The sequence below is a fragment of the Streptomyces lanatus genome, from assembly GCF_014655715.1.
GTDB classification, from domain to species: domain Bacteria; phylum Actinomycetota; class Actinomycetes; order Streptomycetales; family Streptomycetaceae; genus Streptomyces; species Streptomyces lanatus.
In genome coordinates, this window is the sequence record NZ_BNBM01000008.1 from 397,637 (window position 1) to 419,497 (window position 21,861).

Genomic DNA, 21,861 nt, shown 5'->3' on the forward strand with positions numbered 1-21,861 from the left:
GCCCGCTGCGAAGACCTGCCATGCTTCTGTGAGCGTTCACAGTAGAGAAACATCCCGGACACTTGTCAATGGTTGTTGCTGTGCGGTTATGTTGGGCTCGCACCGCCGATCGGGTGTGTGCACGTTCCCAAATGATCGATTCAACGGGAGAGATCCATGCCGGAGTCCATGCCGGAGACCAGCCCCAGGGGCCTCACCAGGCTCGCCTTCGGTGGGGACTACAACCCCGAGCAGTGGCCGGAAAGCGTCTGGCAGGAGGACGTACGGCTGATGCGGGAGGCCGGCGTCACGATGGTGAGCGTCGGGATCTTCTCCTGGGCCCTGCTGGAGCCGTCACCGGGCGTGTACGACTTCGGCTGGATGGACCGGCTCCTCGACCTGCTGCACGAGCACGGCATCCGCGTCGACCTGGGCACACCGACCGTCTGCCCACCGGTGTGGTTCTACCGCGCCCACCCCGACGCCCTGCCCGTCACGGCGGACGGCGTACGCCACGAGTTCGGCTCCCGCGCCGCCATCTGCCACAGCAACGCCGACTACCGCACGGCCGCCGCGTCGATCACCACCAAGCTCGCCGAACGCTACGGCGATCACCCGGCGCTGGCCATGTGGCACGTGCACAACGAGTACGGCGTCCCCGTCTCGGCCTGCTATTGCGACTCCTGCGCCGCACACTTCCGCCGCTGGCTGGCGGCTGCCTACGGGACGGTCGACGCGCTCAACGAGGCCTGGGGCACCGCCTTCTGGGGCCAGCGCTACGCAGCCTTCGAGGACATCAACCCGCCCCGCACCACACCCACGGCCGTCAACCCGGCCCAGGCCCTGGACTACAAGCGGTTCGCCGACGCCACGATGCGCGAGAACTTCGTGATGGAGCGGGACATCCTGCACCGCGTCTCACCCGGCGTCCCGGTCACCACCAACTTCATGACGGCCCTCAGCCAGTGCGACTCCGTCGACTACTGGGCCTGGGGCCGCGAGGTCGACCTCGTCACCAACGACCACTATCTGATCACCGACGGCCGCCGCACCCACGTCAACCTCGCCATGGCCGCCGACCTCACCCGCTCGGTGGCCGGAGGAGCGCCCTGGATCCTCCTAGAACACTCCACCTCGGGTGTCAACTGGCAGCCCCGCAACCCCGCCAAGGCCCCCGGCCAGATGGCCCGCAACTCCCTCGGCCATGTGGCGCGCGGCTCCGAGGGCGCCATGTTCTTCCAGTGGCGGCAGTCCCGGCGCGGCGCCGAGAAGTTCCACTCGGCGATGCTCCCGCACGGCGGCACCGACACGCGCGTGTGGCGTGAGGTGGTCCAACTCGGCGCGTCCCTCGACTCGTTGAGTACCGTGCGCGGCACCCGCACCCGGGCCGACGTGGCCATGCTGTGGGACTGGCACTCGTGGTGGGCGCAGAACCTCGACTGGCGTCCCAACGCGGACCACGACCCTCGCGAGCGCGCCGACTCCTTCTACGAGGCGCTCTATGACCGTCACCTCACGGTCGACTTCGCCCACCCGGAAGCCGACTTGTCGGCCTATCCCCTTGTCGTCGTACCGGCCCTGTATCTGATGACGGAGGCGGCCGGCCGCAATCTGCGCCGGTACGTCGAGAACGGCGGCACCCTCGTCGTCTCGTACTTCTCCGGCATCGTCGACGAGCACGACGCCGTGCACGAGGGCGCATACCCCGGACCGCTGCGGGACGTCCTCGGTCTGACGGTCGAGGAGTTCTCGCCCCTGCTCCAGGACCAGTTGGTGCGCATCACCGGCCCCGACGGCTCCGAGCTCAGCGGCGACGTGTGGACGGAGTTCGTCGTCCCGCGCGGCGCCGAGACCGTCTGGACCTACGCCGACGGCCTGACCGCTGGACACCCCGCCGTCACCCGGCACCGCCTCGGCGAGGGCACCGCCTGGTACGTCTCCACCCGCCTCGGCGCCGACGGCCTCGACGCGCTGCTGGGCTGGGCGGTCGAGGACGCGCAGGTCACACCGCGTGCCGACCTGCCCAGGGACGTCGAGGTGGTGCTCCGCGCCGGCGAGTCGGGCAGCTTCCTCTTCGCGATCAACCACACCGCGTCCGACGCCAAGGTGCCGTTGGAGACGCCCGGCACCGAGCTGCTGACCGGTGAGCGTGCCGCGGGCCGCCTGGAGGTCCCCGCGGGAGCCGTCCGGGTCGTACGACTCGACGGCTGAGCCGACTCCCCTCCGCCCGCGCGTGCCGCGAGCCGCGGGCGGAGGGGCCCCTCACCGCCCCCAGGTGAGGGACACCCCCAACCCCATTCACGTCGAAGGGACGACGGACGACGATGTTCCATCCCAGACGCACACTTCGAGTCCTGCTCATACCGCTCACCGCCGGACTCGCCCTCAGCGCCCTGCCCGCGCAGACCGCCTCGGCGGCGAGCACGCTCACCAACGGCGGCTTCGAGTCGAACGGCACCGGCACCGCGACCCCGGCCGGCTGGTCCACGTACTCGGCCGCCGGGCAGAACTCCGCCTCCTTCACCGAGGCCGGTGGCCACGGCGGGAGTTACCGCCTCACCCACTGGTCGTCCTCCGCCTACAAGGTGGAGACCTACCAGTACCTCTCCGGGCTGACCAACGGGAACTACAAACTCACCGCCTGGGTCCGCTCCGGCGGTGGCCAGAACTCGGCGTACCTCGCGCTGAAGAACTGCGGCGGCGCGGAACAGCGCACCGATCTGCCCGTCTCGGCGAGCGGCTGGATCCGTATCGTCGTGCCGGTCAACGTGACCACCAACCAGTGCACGATCAGCATCAACAGTGACGCGAACGCGGGCAACTGGCTCAACGTCGATGACCTGACCTTCGCCTCCGGCACGTCCGGAACGTCGATCCACGGCGCCGACATCTCCTCCCTCGCCAAGAGCGAGGCCAAGGGCGGCGTCTACAGGACGAGTTCGGGCGCGAGCGGCGACGCGATCACCATCCTCAAGAACGCCGGCATGAACTACGCGCGCCTGAAGGTCTGGGTCAACCCGGCCGACGGCTACAACAACAAGACGCGCGTCCTCGCCCTGGCCAAGCGCATCAAGGCGTCCGGCATGAAACTGCTGGTCGACTTCCACTACTCGGACACCTGGGCCGACCCGGGCGTGCAGTCCAAGCCCGCCGCATGGTCCGGGCACTCGTACAGCCAGCTCAAGAGCGACGTCTACAACCACACGTACGACGTGCTGAACGCGCTGAAGGCCCAGGGCACCACGGCCGACATGGTCCAGGTGGGCAATGAGATCAACGGCGGCATGCTGTGGAACGAGGGCTCCACGAGCAACTGGTCACAGCTCGCCGGACTGCTCAACTCCGGCTACGACGCGGTCAAGGCCGTCAACTCCTCCACCACGGTCGCGCTGCACCTCGCCAAGGGCGGCGATCTGTCCGGCACCCGCTGGTGGTTCGACAGCGCCGTCGCGAACGGCGTGAAGTTCGACGCGATCGGCCTGTCGTACTACGGCTACTGGCACGGCTCGCTCAGCGACTTCCAGACGACCCTGGACGACGCGGCGTCCCGCTACGGCAAGCCGGTCTTCCTCGCCGAGACGGCCTACCCGTTCCGGCTGGACAGCGACGACTCGCTCACCAACCAGATCGACACCACCGGTGAGCTGGTCTCCGGCTACCCGGCCACCGTGGCCGGGCAGACGAAGTGGATGAACGACGTGGCGAGCATCGTGGAAGCCGTCCCCAACGGCCGTGGCCTAGGCGTCTTCTACTGGGAGGCCACCTGGACCGCCGTATCGGGCAACGGCTGGGACCCGGCCGACGCCTCCTCCGGCAACGGCTGGGAGAACCAGGCCCTGTTCGGCTACGACGACAGGGCGCTCTCCTCGATGGCGTGGTTCAGCCACCGGTGAGTCGCTGAGAGGGGGCCCGGCCGCACGCCGGCGGCCGGGCCTTCGAGGCTGCGTACCGGCCAACGCTCCAAGAGTCGCGGACACGGCGGCCACCCCTGCGGGACAGTGGGAGCACGCGGCCCGACGGAGGGAGGACGAGATGCTGAGGACTCCCGCCGGCCGGCGGCGCATGGACATCCTGGAGTGGCTGAAGGACCCGGTCGCGCACTTCCCGGACCAGGGACCGGGCGACCCGGTCGAGGACGGCGTCACCGCGGACGCCATCGCGGTGAAGCTCAACGTCTCGCGCGAGGCCGCCGAGACCCACCTCGGCCTCTTGGTGAACATCGGCCTGCTGCGCACCAAGCGGATCGGGCCGTATGTGCACTACCGGCGGGACGAGATGCGCATCGCCGAGGTGGCGAGGATGTTCGAGAAGGGCTGGTAGCCGCGGCGCCCCGAAGTTACGCCACCTGATGCTCGCGCACCGCGATCTTCGCCAGCTTCGTCAGCATCATGCCGTTGCGGATCCGCACCACATAGTCGACGGGCAGCCCGTGCATCCGGGTGCCCGGACCTTTCAGCGGATGCCAGTCGATGACGAAGAGGGTGTGCTCGCCCCACGGGATCAGCCGCATCGCGATACGCGCCGCCCCGAAGGGCTCCGCCCTCGCCTCCAGCTCCAGCCGCCGTCGCGGTTCGCAGATCCGGACGACCACGGCGTCGTCCAGGGTCAGCGGCCCCAAACCGACCCGGACCCGCAGCCGGGCGCCCACCTCCGGCCAGCCCCGGTCCACGGCGAGGACCTGCTGGGTCCCCGTGACCCACTCCCCATAGCGATACCCGTCGGCCAGCAGGCTCCAGACCTCGGACGGCGAGCTCAGGATCAGGCGGCGGGTGCGGGCCAAGCCGACCACGCTCCTTCCGGGCGGAAAAAGGCTAGGCCTCTTGACGGTAGCCGCGCGGCGCACGCCGGGCATCCGCAGCCAGGCGGGCGGGACGGCCGGGAGACGGGGGAGTTACCCTGTTGACCGGCCGCGATCACCCTCGCGGCGCGGCGGTGGGGCCCGCCGTACCCGAACCGCGGCAGCGCTGCCGCCAACGGTCCCTACTTGCAACCGCGAGGCCCCCGCATGCCCGGGCCCAGGCGAGTAGGAGACGTACGACCATGACAGCCCCGGACACCGAGAGCCTGAGCGCCCCCGCACGCGCCCCACGGCGACCGGCCTGGCGGGCGCAGGTGCCGATCATCGCGGTCGTCGCCGTGGGCGGAGCCATCGGCGCCACCGGCCGCTACGCGCTCACCCTGTGGTGGCCGAACCAGCCGGGCGGCTTCCCCTGGGCCACCTTCTGGACCAATGTCGTCGGCTGCGCCGTGATCGGCGCGTTCATGGTGGTCATCACCGATGTGTGGGCCGCCCACCGACTGGTCCGCCCCTTCTTCGGCACCGGAGTCCTCGGCGGCTTCACCACCTTCTCCACCTACGCCGTCGACATCCGCAACCTGGTGGACGGCGGTCACCCGTACACCGGCCTCGTCTACCTCGCCGCCACCCTGATCGCGGCGCTCACGGCCGTCTGGCTCACGGCGGTGACCACCCGCCGTGTCCTGAAATGGAGGCAGTCATGACCAGGCTGACCGGCAGGGCCCTGCGCCTGACCGTCTTCGTCGGCGAGCACGACACCTGGCACCACAGACCCCTCTACTCGGAGATCGTGCACCGCGCCCACGCGGCCGGCCTCGCGGGCGCCAGTGTCTTCCGCGGCATCGAGGGCTTCGGCGCCTCCTCACTGATCCACACCTCACGGCTGCTGTCCCTGAGCGAGGATCTGCCGGTCGCGATCGTGATCGTCGACACCGAGGAACGCGTACGGGCCTTCCTGCCGCAGCTCGACGAACTCGTCACCGAAGGACTCGTCACCCTCGACGACTGCGAGGTCATCCGGTACACCGGCCGCGACGCCGCCCCGGGCGAACCGGACACGAAAGGTAAGAAGTCGCCGTGAACTGGCTCCTGGTCGTCGCGGGCGCCATGGTCGGCGCCCCCCTGCGCTATCTCACCGACCGCGCCGTGCAGTCCCGGCACGACTCGGTGTTCCCCTGGGGCACCTTCGTCGTCAACATCTCCGGCAGTCTGATCCTCGGCCTGCTCACCGGCGCGGTCGCGGCCGGCGCCGCGAGCTCCCACGTACAGCTGCTGCTCGGCACCGGGTTGTGCGGCGCCCTGACCACCTACTCGACCTTCTCGTACGAGACCCTGCGGCTGACCGAGACGGGAGCCGGGCTGTACGCCGCCGCCAACATCGTGGGCAGTGTGACGGTCGGTCTCGGTGCCGCGTTCCTGGGCGCGTCCATCGCCCAGACGGTGTGGTCGTAGGCCACCACGGCCGCGTCGACGGCCATGGAGCCACACCCGCACCTGGTAGGACAGTGCGCACCAGCTGTCCCTCCGACCCCCGGAACCGGATCACATGAGCGCCATCAGCGTCGGTCAGGCCATCGTCCTCGGAGCCGTCGAGGGGGTGACCGAATTCCTGCCCGTGTCCTCGACCGGCCATCTGAAGATCGTCGAGGGGCTGATGGACATCCCCGTCGACGACGACTCCGTCGTCGGGTTCTCGGCCGTCATCCAGGTCGGTGCGATCGCCGCCGTGCTCGTGTACTTCTTCAAGGACATCACGCGGATCGTCACCGCGTGGGTGCGCGGCCTGCGGGACAAGGAGGAGCGGTACCACCACGACTACCAGTTCGCCTGGTGGGTGATCTGCGCGACCATCCCCATCGTCGTCGTGGGCCTGGCCGCCAAGCCGCTCATCGAGGGGCCGCTCGCCTCCCTTTGGGTGGTCGCGGGCTCACTGATCGTGGGCAGCGGGGTGATGTGGGCGGCCGACCAGATGGGCCGGCACAAGCGGGGGGAGGACGACACCTCCTTCAAGGACGCCATGCTCGTCGGCAGTTCCCAGATCCTCGCCCTGCTCTTCCCGGGCTTCTCCCGCTCCGGCGCCACCATGTCCACGGCGCTCATGCTCGACCTCGACCGGGTCGCCGCCACCCGCCTGTCCTTCTTCCTCGGCATCCCCGCCCTGACCGGCGCCGGCATCTACGAACTGAAGGACGCCCTCGGCACGGGCACCGCCGTCCTGCCGCTGGCCGTCGGCACCCTCGTCTCCTTCGTCGTCGCCTACGCCTCCATCGCCTGGCTGCTGAAGTTCGTTGCCAAGCACTCCTTCAACGCCTTCGTGATCTACCGCATCGTCGTCGGGCTGCTGCTGTTCGGGCTCCTGGGCGCCGGAGTCATCAACAGCTGACCGCAAACGGAGCCCGGTCGAGGGCCCCTGACCCCGACTCGCCGTACCACACCCTCTTGCAGCGCCGCAGTATCTGGTGCACGACTCAAAGCGGAGGGGAATGCGCTCTTACACTGAGGGAACATGTTCGGGCACATGCGTGACGTACGGGGGAGACGATCACTGTGGGGCCAGAGCTAGGGCAAGTTCGGGTGCTGTCCGCAGACGGGTCCTTATGGGGAGCCGGGGTACTGGTGGCACCGGCCGGTGCGGGGCTGCATGTGCTGACGTGTGCGCATGTCGTCCTGTCGGCGCTGGGCGCTCCCGAGGAATGGATACCGGGCCGGGCCGGTGACGACGACTTGGCGCCGGGGCCCGGGGAACAACTCGTCGTCGATCTGCCCGGGCGCGGCTGGTCGGCGCTCGCTGACGTCGTACCGGGCGCCTGGTCGCCGCCCCCACCGCTGGACGGCCCGCAGGCCGGTGCCGCCATGGCGGACCGGGCCGACTTCGGCGTGCTGGCGCTCGGCTCCGACGCTCTCGCCCTTCCGCACGGCGCCGGCCCGCTGCCCCTCGCCGACCGCGTTCCGCAGGACGAGCGGCGCGTCGCGATCGTGGGGTATCCGAGGGGCGCGTCGGCCGGTCTCATCGCCACGGCACGGGTGACCGGGCGGGGCGGTCCCTGCCCGGAATGGATCCAGCTCGACAGTGTGCGCACGACGGGGGCACCGGTCGAGCGGGGCTTCAGCGGCGCCGCCGTCTGGGACCCCGCCGAACGACGCGTGGTCGGGCTCGTCACCGCCGCCCTCACGGACCGCGCGGCCAAGGTCGCCTGGATGCTGCCGATCACTACGGCCGCACGATGGTGGCCACCGCTCGCCGGTGCCGTCCGCGCGCCGGCCGCCGCGAGGTGCACGCCACCGTCGATCGAGGAACAGTACGAACTGGCCGACGCCCTGCTGGATGTGCCGCAGATCGGCCATGACGGCGGCCGACTGCTGCGCGCCCAGTTGCCTGCCGCCGTGCGCCGCCATGCCCCCGACCATCCATGGCCCCGGCAACAACTCCAGGGCCTCGTCCAGACCTGCGTCGACCGGCGCGGCGGCTGCGCCGCGTTACGCACGGCGGTACTCGGGCTGGGCGGCGAGGGCGCGCGGTCCGTGGCGGACGCCGTGGCGGTCCTTGACCGGATCTGCTGCGCCGCCGACCAGGCCTCGGGGAGCACGGATGACGCAGGCTGAGGCCGAGATCGGCGAGGAGTGGCGCGAACTGCCGAGATACCTCGTCGACGTTCTCGACGAGGTCTGCGCGTCGCTGGACGCCGCGGCCCTGCGGCAGGTCGTCCGCCGGTTCGGCGGGCGCAGTCGCGTCGCGGTGGAGAGCACCGAGCCGGTGGCGCGCAGGGTGGTACTGGTGCAGCTGATGGAGGAGATGTGCCTCCAGGAGGAGGGGCTGGCCCCACTGGTCCGGCACCTCGAACTACGCGAGGGCAACACCAAGGGAATCCAGCGGCTGAAGGCGTCGGTGGCCGCCTGGGAGGTCGAGCTCTTCGCCGCGGAGGAGTGGAACGAGATCTTCAACCTGCTCGACGAGGTGCACGTCCCCGATCTGCGCCGCTGGTACGCCGACTTCCTGCACTGCCGGGGGCGTTCCGGCCCGCCCGTCCACTGCACCGAGCCCTGGTCGGTGTTCCTGCACTCCGCGACACTCAACGCCCGTCCGCAGCAGGGCCTCCCCTGCTTCGAGTTGCTTCGGCAGCTGGCCCTGATATCCGACGGCGGCCGGCACTTCGCGCTGGCGGACTGGGCCGACACACACGACCCCGCCCCGGAGCCGTCGGAAACCCTGTACGAGCCGGCCGAGAAGACCGCGGCCACCCTGCGCACCGATGTGTGGAGCCCCACGAGTTACCTGGTCATCCGGTTACGGCCGATGCTGGACTCCGGCCGTGACACCGACATCCTGCTGTCGCACTGGTGGCGCGTGCACCCGGGGGAGCAGCAGCGGGGCGGGGACCGGCGCATCTCGCTGGAGCAGGCCGAGAAAACCGTTCGCGCGCTGATCCATAACGCGGAGAGCGAGTGGGCATATCTCAGGGCGGACATCGCCGTCGAGTTCGTTCTACCGCATGCCCTGATGGACCTGCGCGTGGAACGATGGCGCAAGACCGCTTTCCAAGGAGTGGGTGGGGTGTTGGGGGAGGATCACCACGTCGTTCTGCGCAGTCTGGACCGTCATGACCGCCGTGACCTGCACGGGCGTTGGGGCAGCCGGTGGCGGGCGTTCACCGAGGGCAACGCCGGACGGGTGCACTGGTTCCCGGAGGACGGCAGAGCCCACTTACTGTCCGAGCCGCCCCCCGCGGTCGTAGTGCTCAGTGAGGCACCCGGGAGCGCACAGGAGGATGCCTGGGCGCACAGGCGTACGGACGAGTTCGGGGAAGCACTGCGTGCGGGCGCTCCGATCGTGCTCTGGGATCGCAGGGGACTCGCGGATACCGCGTTTCGCGAGGAGTTACGCGATCTGCTGGAGCGTCATGACGCCCGGGCGTTGCCCGGTGTGGTCAAGGCGTTGCGCATTGCTGCCGCGGACCGCGATGCTGAGGCGAACGCTGTCGTCGGCCGTCATGTCGCTCTGCTGTGGGACGATCCCGACCGCATGCCGGTCGGTCCCGCCAGGAGTGGCGAGGACGCCGCCCGCACGGTCGTGGAGGAGGGCCAGTGACGCCACCTGACGACACGCCGGTACCCGGTCCGCAGCCACAGCCGTCCGTCGTCGACGGCGAGCGGCCGCGCTGGTGGATCTACCGGGGCACCGGTGAGCCTCTGCACGACACCACGCTCGGGGAACTGCTCCCGCCCCCACCACCATGGCGCGCGTTCCAGGGCGAACCCGTGGTCGGCGCACCGCCGGACGACACGCAGGAGACCGCACGCCGACTGGGCGGGCACCGGCCGGCCGGGTACTCCGCGGCGTTCGCACGCCGTGAGGCCGACCTGGTCAACGCCTCCCTGATGTTGCGTCGTCCCTTGCTGGTCAGCGGTCGCCCGGGCACCGGCAAGTCCAGCCTCGCCTACCGGATCAGCCGCGAGTTACGCCTCGGCCGGGTGCTGCGGTGGCACATCACCAGCAGGACCACGCTCCAGCGCGGACTGTACGAGTACGACGCCATCGGGCGCGTCCAGGACACGGCCGCGCTCCGGGCCGCCGCCGGTGACACCCCCGCGGACCGGACGGCCGGCGAGCCGGGCTCCGCCCCGCCCGACATCGGGGACTACATCCAACTCGGCCCGCTCGGCACGGCGTTGCTGCCGTACGACGAGCCCCGCGTCCTGCTCATAGACGAGCTCGACAAGAGCGACCTCGATCTCGCGAACGACCTGCTCAGCGTGTTCGAGGACGGCACGTTCACCATCCCGGAGCTACGGCGGGCCCGGCGACGGAATCCCATGGTCCGGGTGCAGACCGACGACCCCGAGGGGGAGGCGGACATCGCCGCGGGCGTGGTGAACTGCCGCGCCTTCCCGATCGTCGTGATGACGTCGAACAGCGAACGGGAGTTCCCCGCCGCGTTCCTGAGGCGCTGTCTGCTCCTACAGATGCCGGAGCCGGGTGACGACGACCTCGCGAGCATGGTCGCCGCCCACTTCGGGGACGAGTTGGCCGAGCGGTGGGGCGGCACCCTCATCGCCAACTTCCTCAAGCGCAGCCGTGAGCGCGGCGGGCTCTCCATCGACCAACTCCTGAACTCCTTCTATCTGGCCGCGTCCGGTTCGCCGCAGGACGACGACGACAAACTGCTCAGCCTCACCGAGGCCATCTGGCACCGGCTGGACGGGACCGGGCCGGCGGTGAGGGCCGAATGACGGACCCGACGGACGAACCACCTCCGGGCGGACCCACCTGGCCCGAATTCAGGGACGCGCTCTATCTCGCGGCCTGCCAGGACGCGGCCGCGCCCTACCGCGACTGGTCGCCACCGCGCCCGATCCGGCCGGCCAACGATGTCGACCTGCCACCGCGCCGCCGCGGAACCGGCGAGCCGGACCCGCCTCCGGCACCGGAACCGCACGACGAGCCGGCCCCGGGCGCCGGCGCCGCGCACAACGGCCGGGCACCGGACGGCCCCGGCCCCGCGGCCGGATCCCGTCCATTCCTGGACCGCGCCGAGGCCCTCGGCACGTTACGCGCGGACCCCGAGCCGGACTCGGAGCCCGTGACGTATCGCGAGACCGACGAGGAGAGCGCGGCGGTGTCCGCCCTCCCCAGGGGCGGCCTGGCCCTGGCCCGCGCCTTACGCCCCTTGCGCCTACGACGTCCCGAACCGGGCGCCCGGGAACTGGACGAAGAGGCGACAGTGGACCGGATCGCCGCGGACGACCTGTGGCTACCGGTCTGCCGCCAGCCCGACGAACGCCGCCTGAGCCTCGTACTCCTCATCGACAACGGCCCCTCCATGGAGCTGTGGACGAGCACAGTCCGCGAGCTCCGCGAGGTACTGGAGCAGACCGGGGCCTTCCGCAACATCACCGTGGCCCCCCTGGACGTCGGCGCGGCCGGACATGTCGTACGCCGTCAACGGCGACGCCCACCCACCGCTGCGGTCGGCCCGGACGACGTCGTGCTCGTGGTGACCGACGGCTTCGCCCAGTCCTGGCGCAACGGCAACGCCGCCGCGTTCCTGAGCTCCGCCGCCGGAACCTGCCCCACCGCGGTACTGAGCCTCATGCCGCAGGAGGTCTGGGAGTTCACCCTGCCCACCACGGTCCGGGCCCAGCTGGACGCGGCCGGCGCGGCCGTTCCCAACCGGATGCTGAGGCTCCTCGACATGAGCGGCTCCGGTGTGGAACTGGAGACGAGGACGCGCGCCGGCCGCTCGGACGCCGTTCCGGTGCCGGTGCTGGAGATGACCCCGGGATCCTTCGGACGCTGGGCGCGCCTGGTGGCCGGATCCGGGCGGCGGCACGCCTCGGCGGTGCTGCTCACCAGCCCACGCGGAGACCTGCGGGTGCCGCGGCAGTATGTCCTGCCGTGGTCGGACGGGGCGCCCGAACGGGCCCGGGACGCGGTCAAGCAGTTCCTGGCCCAGGCGTCACCGGTCGCCGTGGCCCTGGCCCGCCGCCTTGCCGCGGCCCCCCTCAATCTTCCGGTCATGCGTCTCATCCAGCGTTCCCTGCCGGGTGCCGAGGCATGGAACCTCGCCGAGATCATGCTCTTCGGGCTGTTGCGGCGCACCGATCGGCGCATCGACGCGGAGGACGACCGGCAGGTCTCCTTCGACTTCGGTGAAGGCGTCAGGGAGGAGCTCCTGGGCCTGGGGTCGCGGGCCGAGACCATGGGGGTGCTGCGTCAGGTGGCGGCCCATCTCGGCCCGCGCCTGGCCACCACCATCGCGGGCGGTGAGAGGCTCGTCGAATGGCGGCTGAGCGCCGCTGACCCTCCCGTCACCGCGCGGACACGCCCCTTCGTGCGCCCCCTGCATTCCGCGCTCTCCGCCCTCTCCGGGCCCTACCTCGCCCGCGCCGGACGGCTCAAGCGACTACTGCGCGAAACGGATGTCAAGCCGCCACCGGTCAGTGTGCCGCAGAGTGATCCATCCACTACGGTTGGCGATCATCCGCACTCGCCGCAGCCCGCCTCGAACGGGCAGGCAAACCCGTCGAAAAAAGCCCCAGGAGGTTCCGTGCCCACCGCGTCGCAGCCCGTCCCGACCGTAATTCGAACGGATGCGCCGCCGCGCTTGTGGGGGAATGTTCCGCAGCGGAACCGAAACTTCACCGGGCGCGAAGAACTCCTCGACCACCTGAACAGGCGATTGACCGAGGGGACCACCGCGGTCCTCCCCGAAGCCCTGCACGGAATGGGCGGGGTGGGGAAATCCCAGATCGCGATCGAATATGTCTATCGACGAAGTCGTGACTATCGACTCATCTGGTGGATTCCAGCCGAACAGACCAATCTGATCGTGCAGTCCCTGATCGAACTCGGGGAACAGATGAGCCTGCGGGCAGGCGCTGACCGAAGCGCTGTACCTGCGGTTCTGGAGGCCTTGCGGGTGGGCGAACCCTACTCGAACTGGCTCCTGGTCTTCGACAATGCGGAAGATCCGCATGAAGTCAGGCAGTTCTTCCCGAATGACGGGCCGGGGCGGGTGCTGGTGACGTCCCGAAATGCCCAGTGGTCGAGCTTGGCCAATTCCCTTGAGGTCGATGTGTTTGCACGTGAGGAAAGCGTGGCGCTGATCAAGCGCCGAAGTCCGGAGATTCCCCAGGACGCGGCCGACCGGCTCGCCGACTCGCTCGGCGACCTGCCCCTGGCCGTGGAGCAGGCCGCGGTGTGGCTCGCGGAAACCGGAATGCCGGTACATCAGTATCTCGATCTCTTCGAGACGAAATACGCGGAACTCCTCCGGGTGGATCCTCCGGCCGATTACGACCTGCCGGTGGCCGCGGCGTGGAACGTCTCACTGGACCGGCTGCGGGAGGATCACCCGGCGGCGCTCCAATTGCTTCAGGTCTGCGCGTTCTTCGCGCCCGAGCCGATCGACTGGGACTTCTTCTCCGCGGTCCGCGGCGTGGCGGCACCGACGGCATTGCGCGCCGCGCTGGACGACCCCATCAAGCTGGCGCGCGCGGTCCGCGAGATCGGACGGTACGCGCTCGCCCGCATCGACCACCGGAAGTCGACCATCCAGGTGCACCGTCTGGTGCAGCGCGTGCTCATCGAGCAGATGAACAGCCACGAGCGCGCCGAGATGCGGCACTGCGCCCACGAGATCCTCGCGCACTCCGATCCCCGCAATCCCCAGCGCTCCTCCATGTGGCCCCGGTACTCGGCGCTGCTGCCGCATGTCCGGGCCTCCGGCATGGTCGAGTGCCAGGAGGGCTGGGTCCGGGAACTGGTGCTCAACGAGGCCCGGTTCCTGCTCGCCCGGAGCGACTACAAACCCGCCCTGGAGGCCGCGGAGGACGCCGCGTCCCGGTGGCGCAGCCTGCTCGGCGACGATCACGAGCATGTGCTGTCCATCGACCAGGTGCGGGTCGAGGCGCTGCGCTGGCTGGGGCGCTACACGGAGGCGTACGAGGTCCAGTCCGAGCTGGTCGAGCGCTGCCGCCGGGTGCTGGGGGAGAGCCATGAGTCCACCCAGCGTGCCCTGAGCTTCCTGGCGCTCGTCCTGCGCGCCCGTGGTGACTTCTACCAGGCCCGCGAACTGGACCAGCGGGCCCACGAGACGACCTTGCGGGAACTGGGCGCCGACGACCCCGGCACCTTGCAGGCCGCGCACAACTACGCGGTGAGCCTGCGGCTGGCGGGCGACCTGGAGCAGGCCTCCCGTCTGGACGAGGACACCTATCAGCGCAGAGTGGAGGTCATCGGTGACGATCATCTGCAGACCCTCAACACCCTGCACCAGCTGTACATCGACCTCCAGGAACTCGGCAGGTTCCAGCAGGCCCTGGAGGGCCAGGAGGCGCTGCGGGAGCGGGCCGTGCAGATGCTCGGTGAGGAGCATTCGCTGACGGTCTGGGTCACCCGTGAACTGTCCGTCACCCGCCGCAAGATCGGGGACCACGCCGGTGCCCTGGACCTGTCCTCGAAGGTGCTGGACGTGCTGCGGCGCAAGCAGGGCGAGAAGTCCCTCGACACGGTCCGGGCGGCGCTGAACCACGCGACCGACCTGCGCCAGACCGGCGACCTCGCCGGTGCCGCGACGCTGGGCCGGCAGACCATGCTGTACATCCGCGAACTCCTCGGCCCCGAGCACCCCCACACCTACGCCACCGCGACCAACCTCGCGGTCACGCTGCGGCTGCTGGGCCAGATCGAGGAGTCCCGCACCCTCGACGAGGAGGCGGTGCGCGGGCTGAGCCGGGTCCTGAGCGAACGCCATCCGCGCACCATGCTGGCGCGGACCAACCTCGCCAGTGACCACTTCGCCCTGGGCGAGGTGCGCCACGCCCACGACATCGACGTGGAACTGCTGCGTCTGAGCATCGAGGCCCGGGGCGAGGAACACCCCTCGACGCTGGCGATCCGGTTGAACCTGTCCTACGACCTCAAGGGCCTGGGCCAGACCGTCGAGGCGAAGGAGCAGTACGAACGGGCTCTGAGCTCATTCCGCCGGGTGCTGGGCATCGAGCACCAGGCCACCCGGGACGCCACCAACGGCATCCGGGCCAACTGCGACATCGACGCGCTCAGCATCTGAGTCCGATGGCGCCGGGCGGGACGCGAGCCAGCCCGCCAGCGCCTCGGGACCGGACGGCTGCGTACCGAGCCGTCGGAGTGCCGTGTGGAGCGCCAGGACGATCTCCGGGCGCTCCACCAGCAGCCGGGCGGCGTCGGTCCGCTGTGCCAGCCCGATCCCGGCCCAGGTCTCGGGGGACGAGGGCTGCCGGCGGAACCAGTCCAGCGCCGCTTCCGTGTCCCCCGACACCAGCAGCACGTCTCCGAGGGTGGCGCCCTTGATGCCCAGGGGGTGCAGCTGTCCCTCGTCGATCTGGCGCCGTACGTCGGCGAAGGACTCCCGGTCGGTGCACCAGAGGCGGGCGAGCCACGTCCGCGCGGCTTCCCGGCCGGACGGCCCCGAGGCACCGCTCCCGGGCGGCCGTATCCGGGCGTGGGGCAGCTCCGCCGGTGGCGGCCGGCCGCTCGAGAACCGTTGGGCCAGGGACACCGCCTCCTCGGGCTCCACGGCGAGGTGCGCCGCACGCCACACGGCACGCTCGGCGTCGTAGGACAGCTCGGCGGACCGGCGCGCGGCCGTGTGCGCGGGCTCGGGAGCGGGCGTCCGGCGGAAGAACGCCGCCAGCCCCTCCACCACGAGCGCACCGGCCCGGCTCAGCCCCGGCGCGTCCTCCAGCGAGGCCAGAGCGGTGCCCAACTGCCGGTGGTGCAGGGTGAATTCGAATTCGGCGCGCTCCGGTTCCACGGCTGTGCGCGCCTGCCAGTAGGACAACACGCCGGTGAACGCGTGCGCGCCGAACAGCAGCCCCCGCAGCGGTCGGGGGTCGGCGCGCCAAGGGGCGAAATAGGTGGGCTCGGGGCCCTCGTGCACCGGGAGGAACAGCGGAACGAGTTCGGCGAGGGAGCTCAGCAGGTGATGACGGGCCTCGTGGATGAGGACGGCCGACATCGCCGAGGCGTCGAGGGGGAGGGACAGGGTCACCGCGCCCGGTGCGTCGGGGGCCGTGGCGCTGACGGCCCGCAGCTCGCTCGGGCCCTCCACCGGCACGACGGTCCTGACCATGGCGGTGACGAGCCGGTGGGCGTCGGGCTGTGTCCGGCGCAGCAGCGCGTCGCTCTCGGCGAGCAGACCGTGCCAGCGCTCCAGCGTCCGGGGCGCGAGCGAGACCGGATCGGTCAGGAAACGGAAATCGCGGAACGGGCTGAGATGGTCGAGGGCGGGTCCCGTGCCGTCGGGGCGGGGGAGCGGATGCCAGCCGTCCGCGGGCCGGGCCGGATCTTGCGGCAGCCGCACCGAACCCTGATCGCCGAGGACGAGGGTCCCGCTGGGGCCGTGCTCCAGCGTCACGACCGCCCAGTCGCCCCGGCCCACCGGGTCGGTCACTCCGAGCGACGGCAGCCAGAGCCGCCCGCGATAGGCCGGGACACGTAAGTTGACGCGCATGTCGGCTCGGACGGCCGCCGCGCCCGTCAGCGCCGCGAACAGGGAAGCCTCCGCCCACGCGGGAATCTGCGAGCCCACGGCCGCCGCCCCGTGCCTCAGCCGGCGCAGTAGGGGGAACGCCCAGGATCCGACGCACGGGTCCGAGAGAACGGCCTCGACGGCCTCAGGGGCACGCTCCTGTGCCCCGGCGAGCAGGCGCCAGGCCGTGGCCGGGCGGGTCGGTTTCTCCGGGGCCGGCCGCAGCACGTCCTCCGAGCGGCTCAGCCAGGTCAGGATCGCCGAGAGCGCGAGCAGCAGCCGACTGCGCTGCGAGGAGCGCAGCAGCCCCAGATCCGCGTCGTCCACCTGGCCCGTGGCCACCGCGGTCAGCGTCGGCAGGGGCAGGCGGAACCTCTCAGCCCTGCTCAACTCTCACGCGAGGCACCCGCCGGTACCACCGGGGCGGTTCCGCACAAGGCGGCCATGCCGCTCTCGCACAGGGGCATGGGAGAGGTCGTCAGGCCGCCCAGCAGGCCGACGAGTGCCGTAGGGAGCAGGTCGAGCCCTCCCAGATCGGCCAAAGGCACATCCGACAGGTCTATGAGGTCCGACTGAAAGGACTCCACCGATACCGCTGTGTCCACCATGTCATCCATGGTGACGAACCCCGGGCCGCCTGGGAAGACCAGCAAATGGACAGCCGTGAGGACGGCACATGCGGGGCGACCGCAACATGAAATTGTTCTGGCCCCTCCTTGACAGCCCCCTCGTGCTGCCCGCAGGATCTCGTCCGTGAACCTGTCAGACAGCCGGACAGCCAGTCAGCCTCCCCGTCGCGTCAGCGCCATGGAAGCGGTGCTGGCGCATCTGCGCGACGCCATCGAGCGCGGCGAGTACGCCGTCGGCGACAAGCTGCCCTCCGAGGCGGAGCTCTGCCGCACCCTGGAGATCAGCAGGCCCGTACTGCGCGAGGCCCTGCGGGCCCTGCAGACCATGGGCCTGACCGTCTCCAAGACCGGCAAGGGCACCTTCGTCGTCGCCAGCACCGTCGAGGACCCCACCTTCGGCGACTACTCGGCCAGCGACCTGCTGGAAGTGCGCCGGCACGTCGAGATCCCGGTCGCCGGGTACGCGGCACTGCGCCGCACCCCGGAGAACCTGGACCACCTGGCTCATCTGCTCGACCGCATGGAGCGGGAGACGGACACCACCGCGTGGGTCGCGATGGACACCCTCTTCCACCTGGCCGTGGCCGAGGCCGCCCAGAACCCGGTCTTCCGCCGGGTCATCGAGGAGATCCGGGACGCACTGGCGCGTCAGTCGGCCTTCCTCAACGAGCTGGGCGGTCGCCGCGAGCAGTCCAACCGGGAGCACCGGGCGATCGTGGAGGCGCTGATCGACGGTTCCGAACTCGACGCGACCGACGCCATGGCCCATCACCTGGACCGCGTCGAGACCACCCTCACCGACATCGTGCGCCCCGCGCGCACGGACAGCACCACGGAAGGCGGACCCGAGGCGTGAGCGAACAGCACCTCAAAGAAGAGACGCGCCCCTCGTCCGGTCACGTAGACGTCGGAGACCACGGCTACAGCAAGTCGCTGAAGGCCCGGCACGTCAACATGATCGCCATCGGCGGTGCCATCGGCACCGGCCTGTTCCTAGGGGCCGGCGGGCGACTCGCCGACGCCGGCCCGTCCCTGTTCATCGCCTACGCGGTCTGCGGCGTCTTCGCCTTCCTCGTCGTCCGCGCCCTCGGCGAACTCGTCCTGTACCGGCCCTCCTCCGGCGCCTTCGTGTCGTACGCCCGCGAGTTCATGGGTGAGAAGGGCGCGTACACGGCCGGCTGGATGTACTTCCTGAACTGGGCCACCACCGGCATCGCCGACATCACCGCGGTCGCCACCTACACCCACTACTGGGGCATGTTCTCCGACATCCCGCAGTGGGTGATCGCCCTCATAGCCCTCGCGGTCGTCCTGACCGTGAACCTGATCTCGGTGAAGTTCTTCGGCGAACTGGAGTTCTGGTTCGCGATCATCAAGGTCGGCGCACTCGTCGTCTTCATGCTCATCGGCATCTTCCTGCTGGTCACCCAGCAGCCCGTGGACGGCCACACCCCCGGCCCGTCCCTGATCACCGACAACGGCGGCGTCTTCCCCAACGGCCTGCTCCCGATGCTGCTGATCGTCCAGGGCGTCGTCTTCGCCTACGCCTCCGTCGAGCTGGTCGGCGTCGCCGCCGGTGAGACCGAGAACCCCGAGAAGATCATGCCCAAGGCGATCAACTCGATCATGTGGCGTGTCGGTCTGTTCTACGTCGGCTCGGTCCTCCTGCTCTCGATGCTGCTGCCCTGGTCCTCGTACAAGGCGGGCGAGAGCCCCTTCGTCACCGTCCTCTCCAATATCGGAGTCCCGGCGGCCGGCGGCGTCATGAACCTGGTGGTCCTGACGGCCGCCATGTCGTCCCTAAACTCCGGCCTGTACTCCACCGGCCGCATCCTGCGCTCCATGGCGATGTCCGGCTCCGCCCCGAAGTTCACCTCGGTGATGAGCCGCAGCCAGGTCCCGTACGGCGGCATCCTGCTGACCAGCGGTATCTGTGTGCTGGGCGTCGGACTCAACTTCGTCGTCCCCGCCGAGGCGTTCGAGATCGTGCTGAACTTCGCGGCGATCGGCATCCTCGCCACCTGGGGCATGATCATGCTCTGTCACCTGCTCTTCTGGCAGAAGACCCAGAAGGGCGAACTCACCCGCCCCGGCTACCGACTGCCGGGCTCCCCCTGGACCGAAGTAGTGACGCTGGCCTTCCTCGCCTCCGTCCTGGTCCTCATGTACGCCGACGGAGGCGCCGGCCGCACCACCGTGCTGTGCCTGCCGCTGATCGTCGCGGCGCTGGTCGCGGGCTGGTACGGCATTCGCCGCCGGGTCGCCCGCGCTTCCACCAAGGCCGACGCGTGAAACCCGTGTCGGTCGACGACTCCACATCGACCCACGACAAACAGGCAGCCAGGCAGTGATGTACAGCAGCTCCATAGCGGACGCACCCCTTGTCCGCGAACCCCTCCACGCCCCCGTCGCCCACCTCATACGCGGCGGAATGATCGAAGGCATCCACTACGGCTCCGTCGTCGTCCTCGGTGACGACGGCGAGGTCCGGTTCCAGCTCGGTGACATCGAGGCCGCCTTCTACCCACGCTCGGCGCTCAAGCCGGTCCAGGCCGTCGCCATGGTGCGGGCCGGGCTCCCGCTCGACGGTGAGCTGCTGTCCCTCGCGGCGGCCAGCCACTCCGGCGAGGAACGCCACCTCGCCGGGACCCGGCGCATCCTCGAACTCGCCGGGCTCACGGAGGATCATCTGCGCAACGTTCCGGACCTGCCGTTCGATCCGGTTGTCCGGGACGTCTGGGTACGGGAAGGGCGTGCGCCCTCTAGGCTCGCCCAGAACTGTTCCGGGAAGCATGCGGCGATGTTGTACACATGCGCGCTGAACGGGTGGTCCTTGGACGACTATCTCGACCCTGGGCATCCTCTTCAGCAGGCGATCGCCGAGATTGTCGAGGACCTCACCGGGCAGCGGATCGCTCGGGTGACCGTCGATGGGTGCGGGGCGCCGTTGTTCGCGGTTTCTCTGCATGGGCTTGCCCGTGCCGGTGCGCGGATCACCTCCGCGGCTCCGGGTACGCCCGAGGCTCGAGTGGCCGATGCGATGCGGGAGCATGCGGAGATGGCCTCTGGGGCCGGGCGAGATGTGGCCGTGTTGATGCGGGCCGTGCCGGGGTTGCTGGCGAAGGACGGCTTTGAGGGCGTGCAAGTCGCTGCGCTGGCGGACGGGCGGGCCATTGCCGTGAAGATTGCCGACGGGGCGAGTCGGGCGCGGGTGCCTGTGGCTGCCGCCGCGCTTGCGTTTGCCGGGGTCGAGCCTGAGTTGCTCACCGAGTTTCAAGGTGAGGCGCTGCTTGGGGGCGGGCGGGAGGTCGGGCGTGTGCGGCCCGTTCGTTCGCTGGAGCCGGTTGTGGTTTCGGCTTGCGCTTGAGGAATTGCCGGATTTCTTGTGTGGCGGCTGCGGGTCCGTCGTGGCTTGTCGCGCCCACGCGGCGGTAGCCGCAAATCGATACAGCCCCGCGCCCCTTTGGGGCGCGCTCACCCTCAACCCTCTTGAAAGAAGAACCGTTTCCCCATGAACGCCGCTGTCCGTAGCGAACACGATCTGCTCGGCTACCGTGACGTGCCCGCCGACGCCTACTGGGGTGTCCACACCCTGCGTGCCACGGAGAACTTCCCGATCACCGGCACTCCCATCTCCGCCTACCCGCACCTCATCGACGCCCTGGCCGCCGTCAAGGAGGCCGCTGCCCTCGCCAACGAGGAGCTTGGGCTGCTGGAGCCGAAGAAGGCCGCCGCCATCGTCGCCGCCTGCCGGGAGATCCGGAGCGGTGAGCTGCACGAGCAGTTCGTGGTCGATGTCATCCAGGGTGGCGCGGGCACCTCGACCAACATGAACGCCAACGAGGTCGTGGCCAACCGGGCGTTGGAGCTGCTGGGGTACGAGAAGGGGCAGTACCAGTACCTGCACCCCAACGAGGACGTCAACCTCGGGCAGTCGACCAACGACGTCTATCCGACCGCCGTCAAGATCGCGACGGTCTTCGCGGTGCGCGGGCTGCTCAAGGCGATGTCCGTGCTCCAGGACGCTTTCGCCCGCAAGGCCGTCGAGTTCCGCGACGTGCTGAAGATGGGCCGTACGCAGCTCCAGGACGCGGTGCCGATGACGCTCGGGCAGGAGTTCTCGGCGTATGCCGTCATGCTCGACGAGGACCGGTCCCGGCTCGCCGAGGCGGTCGAGTTGATCCATGAGATCAATCTGGGCGCCACGGCCATCGGCACGGGCCTGAACGCCCCCGCCGGATACGCCGAGTCCGCCCGCCGCCACCTCTCCGAGATCACCGGGCTGCCGCTGGTCACCGCCGCCAACCTGGTCGAGGCGACCCAGGACTGCGGGGCGTTCGTCCAGATGTCCGGCGTGCTCAAGCGGATCGCCGTCAAGCTCTCCAAGAGCTGCAACGACCTGCGGCTGCTGTCGTCCGGGCCGCGCGCCGGCCTCGGCGAGATC

18 protein-coding genes are annotated in these 21,861 nt (G+C 70.0%); 15 read left to right on the forward strand and 3 right to left on the reverse strand.

Annotated elements, in window-relative coordinates:
- Positions 1 to 168: 168 nt before the first annotated feature.
- From IE325_RS23390 to IE325_RS23400, 3 genes are all read left to right on the forward strand, one after another.
- Entirely contained in the window at positions 169 to 2,190 is a 2,022-nt protein-coding gene (locus IE325_RS23390) for a beta-galactosidase (RefSeq protein WP_190071999.1), read from the forward strand.
- A gap of 113 nt (positions 2,191 to 2,303) precedes the next feature.
- Positions 2,304 to 3,872: a glycoside hydrolase family 53 protein gene (locus tag IE325_RS23395; protein ID WP_190071966.1), complete on the forward strand. Its 1,569-nt coding sequence runs from the start codon at positions 2,304 to 2,306 to the stop codon at positions 3,870 to 3,872.
- Positions 3,873 to 4,011: 139 nt separating this feature from the next.
- Positions 4,012 to 4,299, forward strand: a complete 288-nt coding sequence (locus IE325_RS23400) for an ArsR/SmtB family transcription factor (RefSeq protein WP_190071967.1) — start codon at positions 4,012 to 4,014, stop codon at positions 4,297 to 4,299.
- Positions 4,300 to 4,315: 16 nt separating this feature from the next.
- Here IE325_RS23400 and IE325_RS23405 read toward each other — a convergent pair whose 3' ends face one another.
- Positions 4,316 to 4,759, reverse strand: coding sequence for an SRPBCC family protein (locus tag IE325_RS23405; RefSeq protein WP_190071968.1), 444 nt, complete (start codon positions 4,757 to 4,759; stop codon positions 4,316 to 4,318).
- 260 nt (positions 4,760 to 5,019) lie between these two features.
- Here IE325_RS23405 and IE325_RS23410 point away from each other — a divergent pair, with 260 nt between their 5' ends.
- From IE325_RS23410 to fxsT, 8 genes are all read left to right on the forward strand, one after another.
- Complete coding sequence (locus IE325_RS23410; RefSeq protein ID WP_190071969.1) at positions 5,020 to 5,481, forward strand: fluoride efflux transporter FluC; 462 nt, start codon at positions 5,020 to 5,022, stop codon at positions 5,479 to 5,481.
- Positions 5,478 to 5,858 (forward strand): DUF190 domain-containing protein, encoded by a 381-nt coding sequence (locus tag IE325_RS23415; protein WP_190071970.1) that lies wholly within the window; start codon positions 5,478 to 5,480, stop codon positions 5,856 to 5,858. The genes IE325_RS23410 and IE325_RS23415 overlap by 4 nt, the downstream gene beginning before the upstream one ends.
- Positions 5,855 to 6,229, forward strand: a complete 375-nt coding sequence (gene crcB, locus IE325_RS23420) for a fluoride efflux transporter CrcB (RefSeq protein ID WP_190071971.1) — start codon at positions 5,855 to 5,857, stop codon at positions 6,227 to 6,229. Before IE325_RS23415 ends, crcB begins: the two co-directional genes overlap by 4 nt.
- Before the next feature lie 94 nt (positions 6,230 to 6,323).
- Positions 6,324 to 7,160, forward strand: coding sequence for an undecaprenyl-diphosphate phosphatase (locus IE325_RS23425; protein WP_190071972.1), 837 nt, complete (start codon positions 6,324 to 6,326; stop codon positions 7,158 to 7,160).
- Positions 7,161 to 7,351: 191 nt separating this feature from the next.
- Positions 7,352 to 8,380, forward strand: a complete 1,029-nt coding sequence (locus IE325_RS23430) for a trypsin-like peptidase domain-containing protein (RefSeq protein WP_190071973.1) — start codon at positions 7,352 to 7,354, stop codon at positions 8,378 to 8,380.
- Complete coding sequence (locus IE325_RS23435) at positions 8,367 to 9,863, forward strand: VMAP-C domain-containing protein (protein WP_190071974.1); 1,497 nt, start codon at positions 8,367 to 8,369, stop codon at positions 9,861 to 9,863. The genes IE325_RS23430 and IE325_RS23435 overlap by 14 nt, the downstream gene beginning before the upstream one ends.
- Positions 9,860 to 11,005 (forward strand): AAA family ATPase, encoded by a 1,146-nt coding sequence (locus IE325_RS23440; RefSeq protein ID WP_229911944.1) that lies wholly within the window; start codon positions 9,860 to 9,862, stop codon positions 11,003 to 11,005. Before IE325_RS23435 ends, IE325_RS23440 begins: the two co-directional genes overlap by 4 nt.
- Positions 11,002 to 15,348, forward strand: coding sequence for an FxSxx-COOH system tetratricopeptide repeat protein (gene fxsT / locus IE325_RS23445; RefSeq protein ID WP_190071975.1), 4,347 nt, complete (start codon positions 11,002 to 11,004; stop codon positions 15,346 to 15,348). Before IE325_RS23440 ends, fxsT begins: the two co-directional genes overlap by 4 nt.
- Here the strand turns inward: fxsT and IE325_RS23450 are convergent.
- Together IE325_RS23450 and IE325_RS23455 are read right to left on the reverse strand one after the other, a co-directional pair.
- The gene (locus tag IE325_RS23450; protein ID WP_190071976.1) at positions 15,253 to 17,130 is read right to left on the reverse strand and encodes an aKG-HExxH-type peptide beta-hydroxylase; all 1,878 of its coding nucleotides are present in this window, start codon (positions 17,128 to 17,130) and stop codon (positions 15,253 to 15,255) included. The two genes, fxsT and IE325_RS23450, sit on opposite strands and share 96 nt — an antisense overlap.
- Positions 17,131 to 17,174: 44 nt before the next feature.
- Entirely contained in the window at positions 17,175 to 17,396 is a 222-nt protein-coding gene (locus IE325_RS23455) for a hypothetical protein (RefSeq protein ID WP_190071977.1), read from the reverse strand.
- A gap of 199 nt (positions 17,397 to 17,595) precedes the next feature.
- Here IE325_RS23455 and IE325_RS23460 point away from each other — a divergent pair, with 199 nt between their 5' ends.
- The 4 genes from IE325_RS23460 to IE325_RS23475 form a co-directional block, all read left to right on the forward strand.
- Positions 17,596 to 18,273: a FadR/GntR family transcriptional regulator gene (locus IE325_RS23460; protein ID WP_190071978.1), complete on the forward strand. Its 678-nt coding sequence runs from the start codon at positions 17,596 to 17,598 to the stop codon at positions 18,271 to 18,273.
- Positions 18,270 to 19,709 (forward strand): amino acid permease, encoded by a 1,440-nt coding sequence (locus tag IE325_RS23465; protein ID WP_190071979.1) that lies wholly within the window; start codon positions 18,270 to 18,272, stop codon positions 19,707 to 19,709. The genes IE325_RS23460 and IE325_RS23465 overlap by 4 nt, the downstream gene beginning before the upstream one ends.
- A gap of 58 nt (positions 19,710 to 19,767) precedes the next feature.
- Complete coding sequence (locus IE325_RS23470) at positions 19,768 to 20,784, forward strand: asparaginase (protein WP_190071980.1); 1,017 nt, start codon at positions 19,768 to 19,770, stop codon at positions 20,782 to 20,784.
- 144 nt (positions 20,785 to 20,928) lie between these two features.
- Positions 20,929 to 21,861, forward strand: a 933-nt coding sequence (locus IE325_RS23475; RefSeq protein ID WP_190071981.1) for a lyase family protein, incomplete at its 3' end; no start/stop codon positions are given.

Excerpts from the sequence above, each read along its gene's own strand:
- IE325_RS23390 (WP_190071999.1), top strand. The coding sequence starts at position 169 with ATGCCGGAGACCAGCCCCAGGGGCCTCACCAGGCTCGCCTTCGGTGGG.
- IE325_RS23395 (WP_190071966.1), top strand. The coding sequence starts at position 2,304 with ATGTTCCATCCCAGACGCACACTTCGAGTCCTGCTCATACCGCTCACC.
- IE325_RS23400 (WP_190071967.1), top strand. The coding sequence starts at position 4,012 with ATGCTGAGGACTCCCGCCGGCCGGCGGCGCATGGACATCCTGGAGTGG.
- IE325_RS23410 (WP_190071969.1), top strand. The coding sequence starts at position 5,020 with ATGACAGCCCCGGACACCGAGAGCCTGAGCGCCCCCGCACGCGCCCCA.
- IE325_RS23415 (WP_190071970.1), top strand. The coding sequence starts at position 5,478 with ATGACCAGGCTGACCGGCAGGGCCCTGCGCCTGACCGTCTTCGTCGGC.
- IE325_RS23425 (WP_190071972.1), top strand. The coding sequence starts at position 6,324 with ATGAGCGCCATCAGCGTCGGTCAGGCCATCGTCCTCGGAGCCGTCGAG.
- IE325_RS23435 (WP_190071974.1), top strand. The coding sequence starts at position 8,367 with ATGACGCAGGCTGAGGCCGAGATCGGCGAGGAGTGGCGCGAACTGCCG.
- fxsT (WP_190071975.1), top strand. The coding sequence starts at position 11,002 with ATGACGGACCCGACGGACGAACCACCTCCGGGCGGACCCACCTGGCCC.
- IE325_RS23455 (WP_190071977.1), bottom strand. The coding sequence starts at position 17,396 with ATGGTGGACACAGCGGTATCGGTGGAGTCCTTTCAGTCGGACCTCATA.
- IE325_RS23460 (WP_190071978.1), top strand. The coding sequence starts at position 17,596 with ATGGAAGCGGTGCTGGCGCATCTGCGCGACGCCATCGAGCGCGGCGAG.
- IE325_RS23470 (WP_190071980.1), top strand. The coding sequence starts at position 19,768 with ATGTACAGCAGCTCCATAGCGGACGCACCCCTTGTCCGCGAACCCCTC.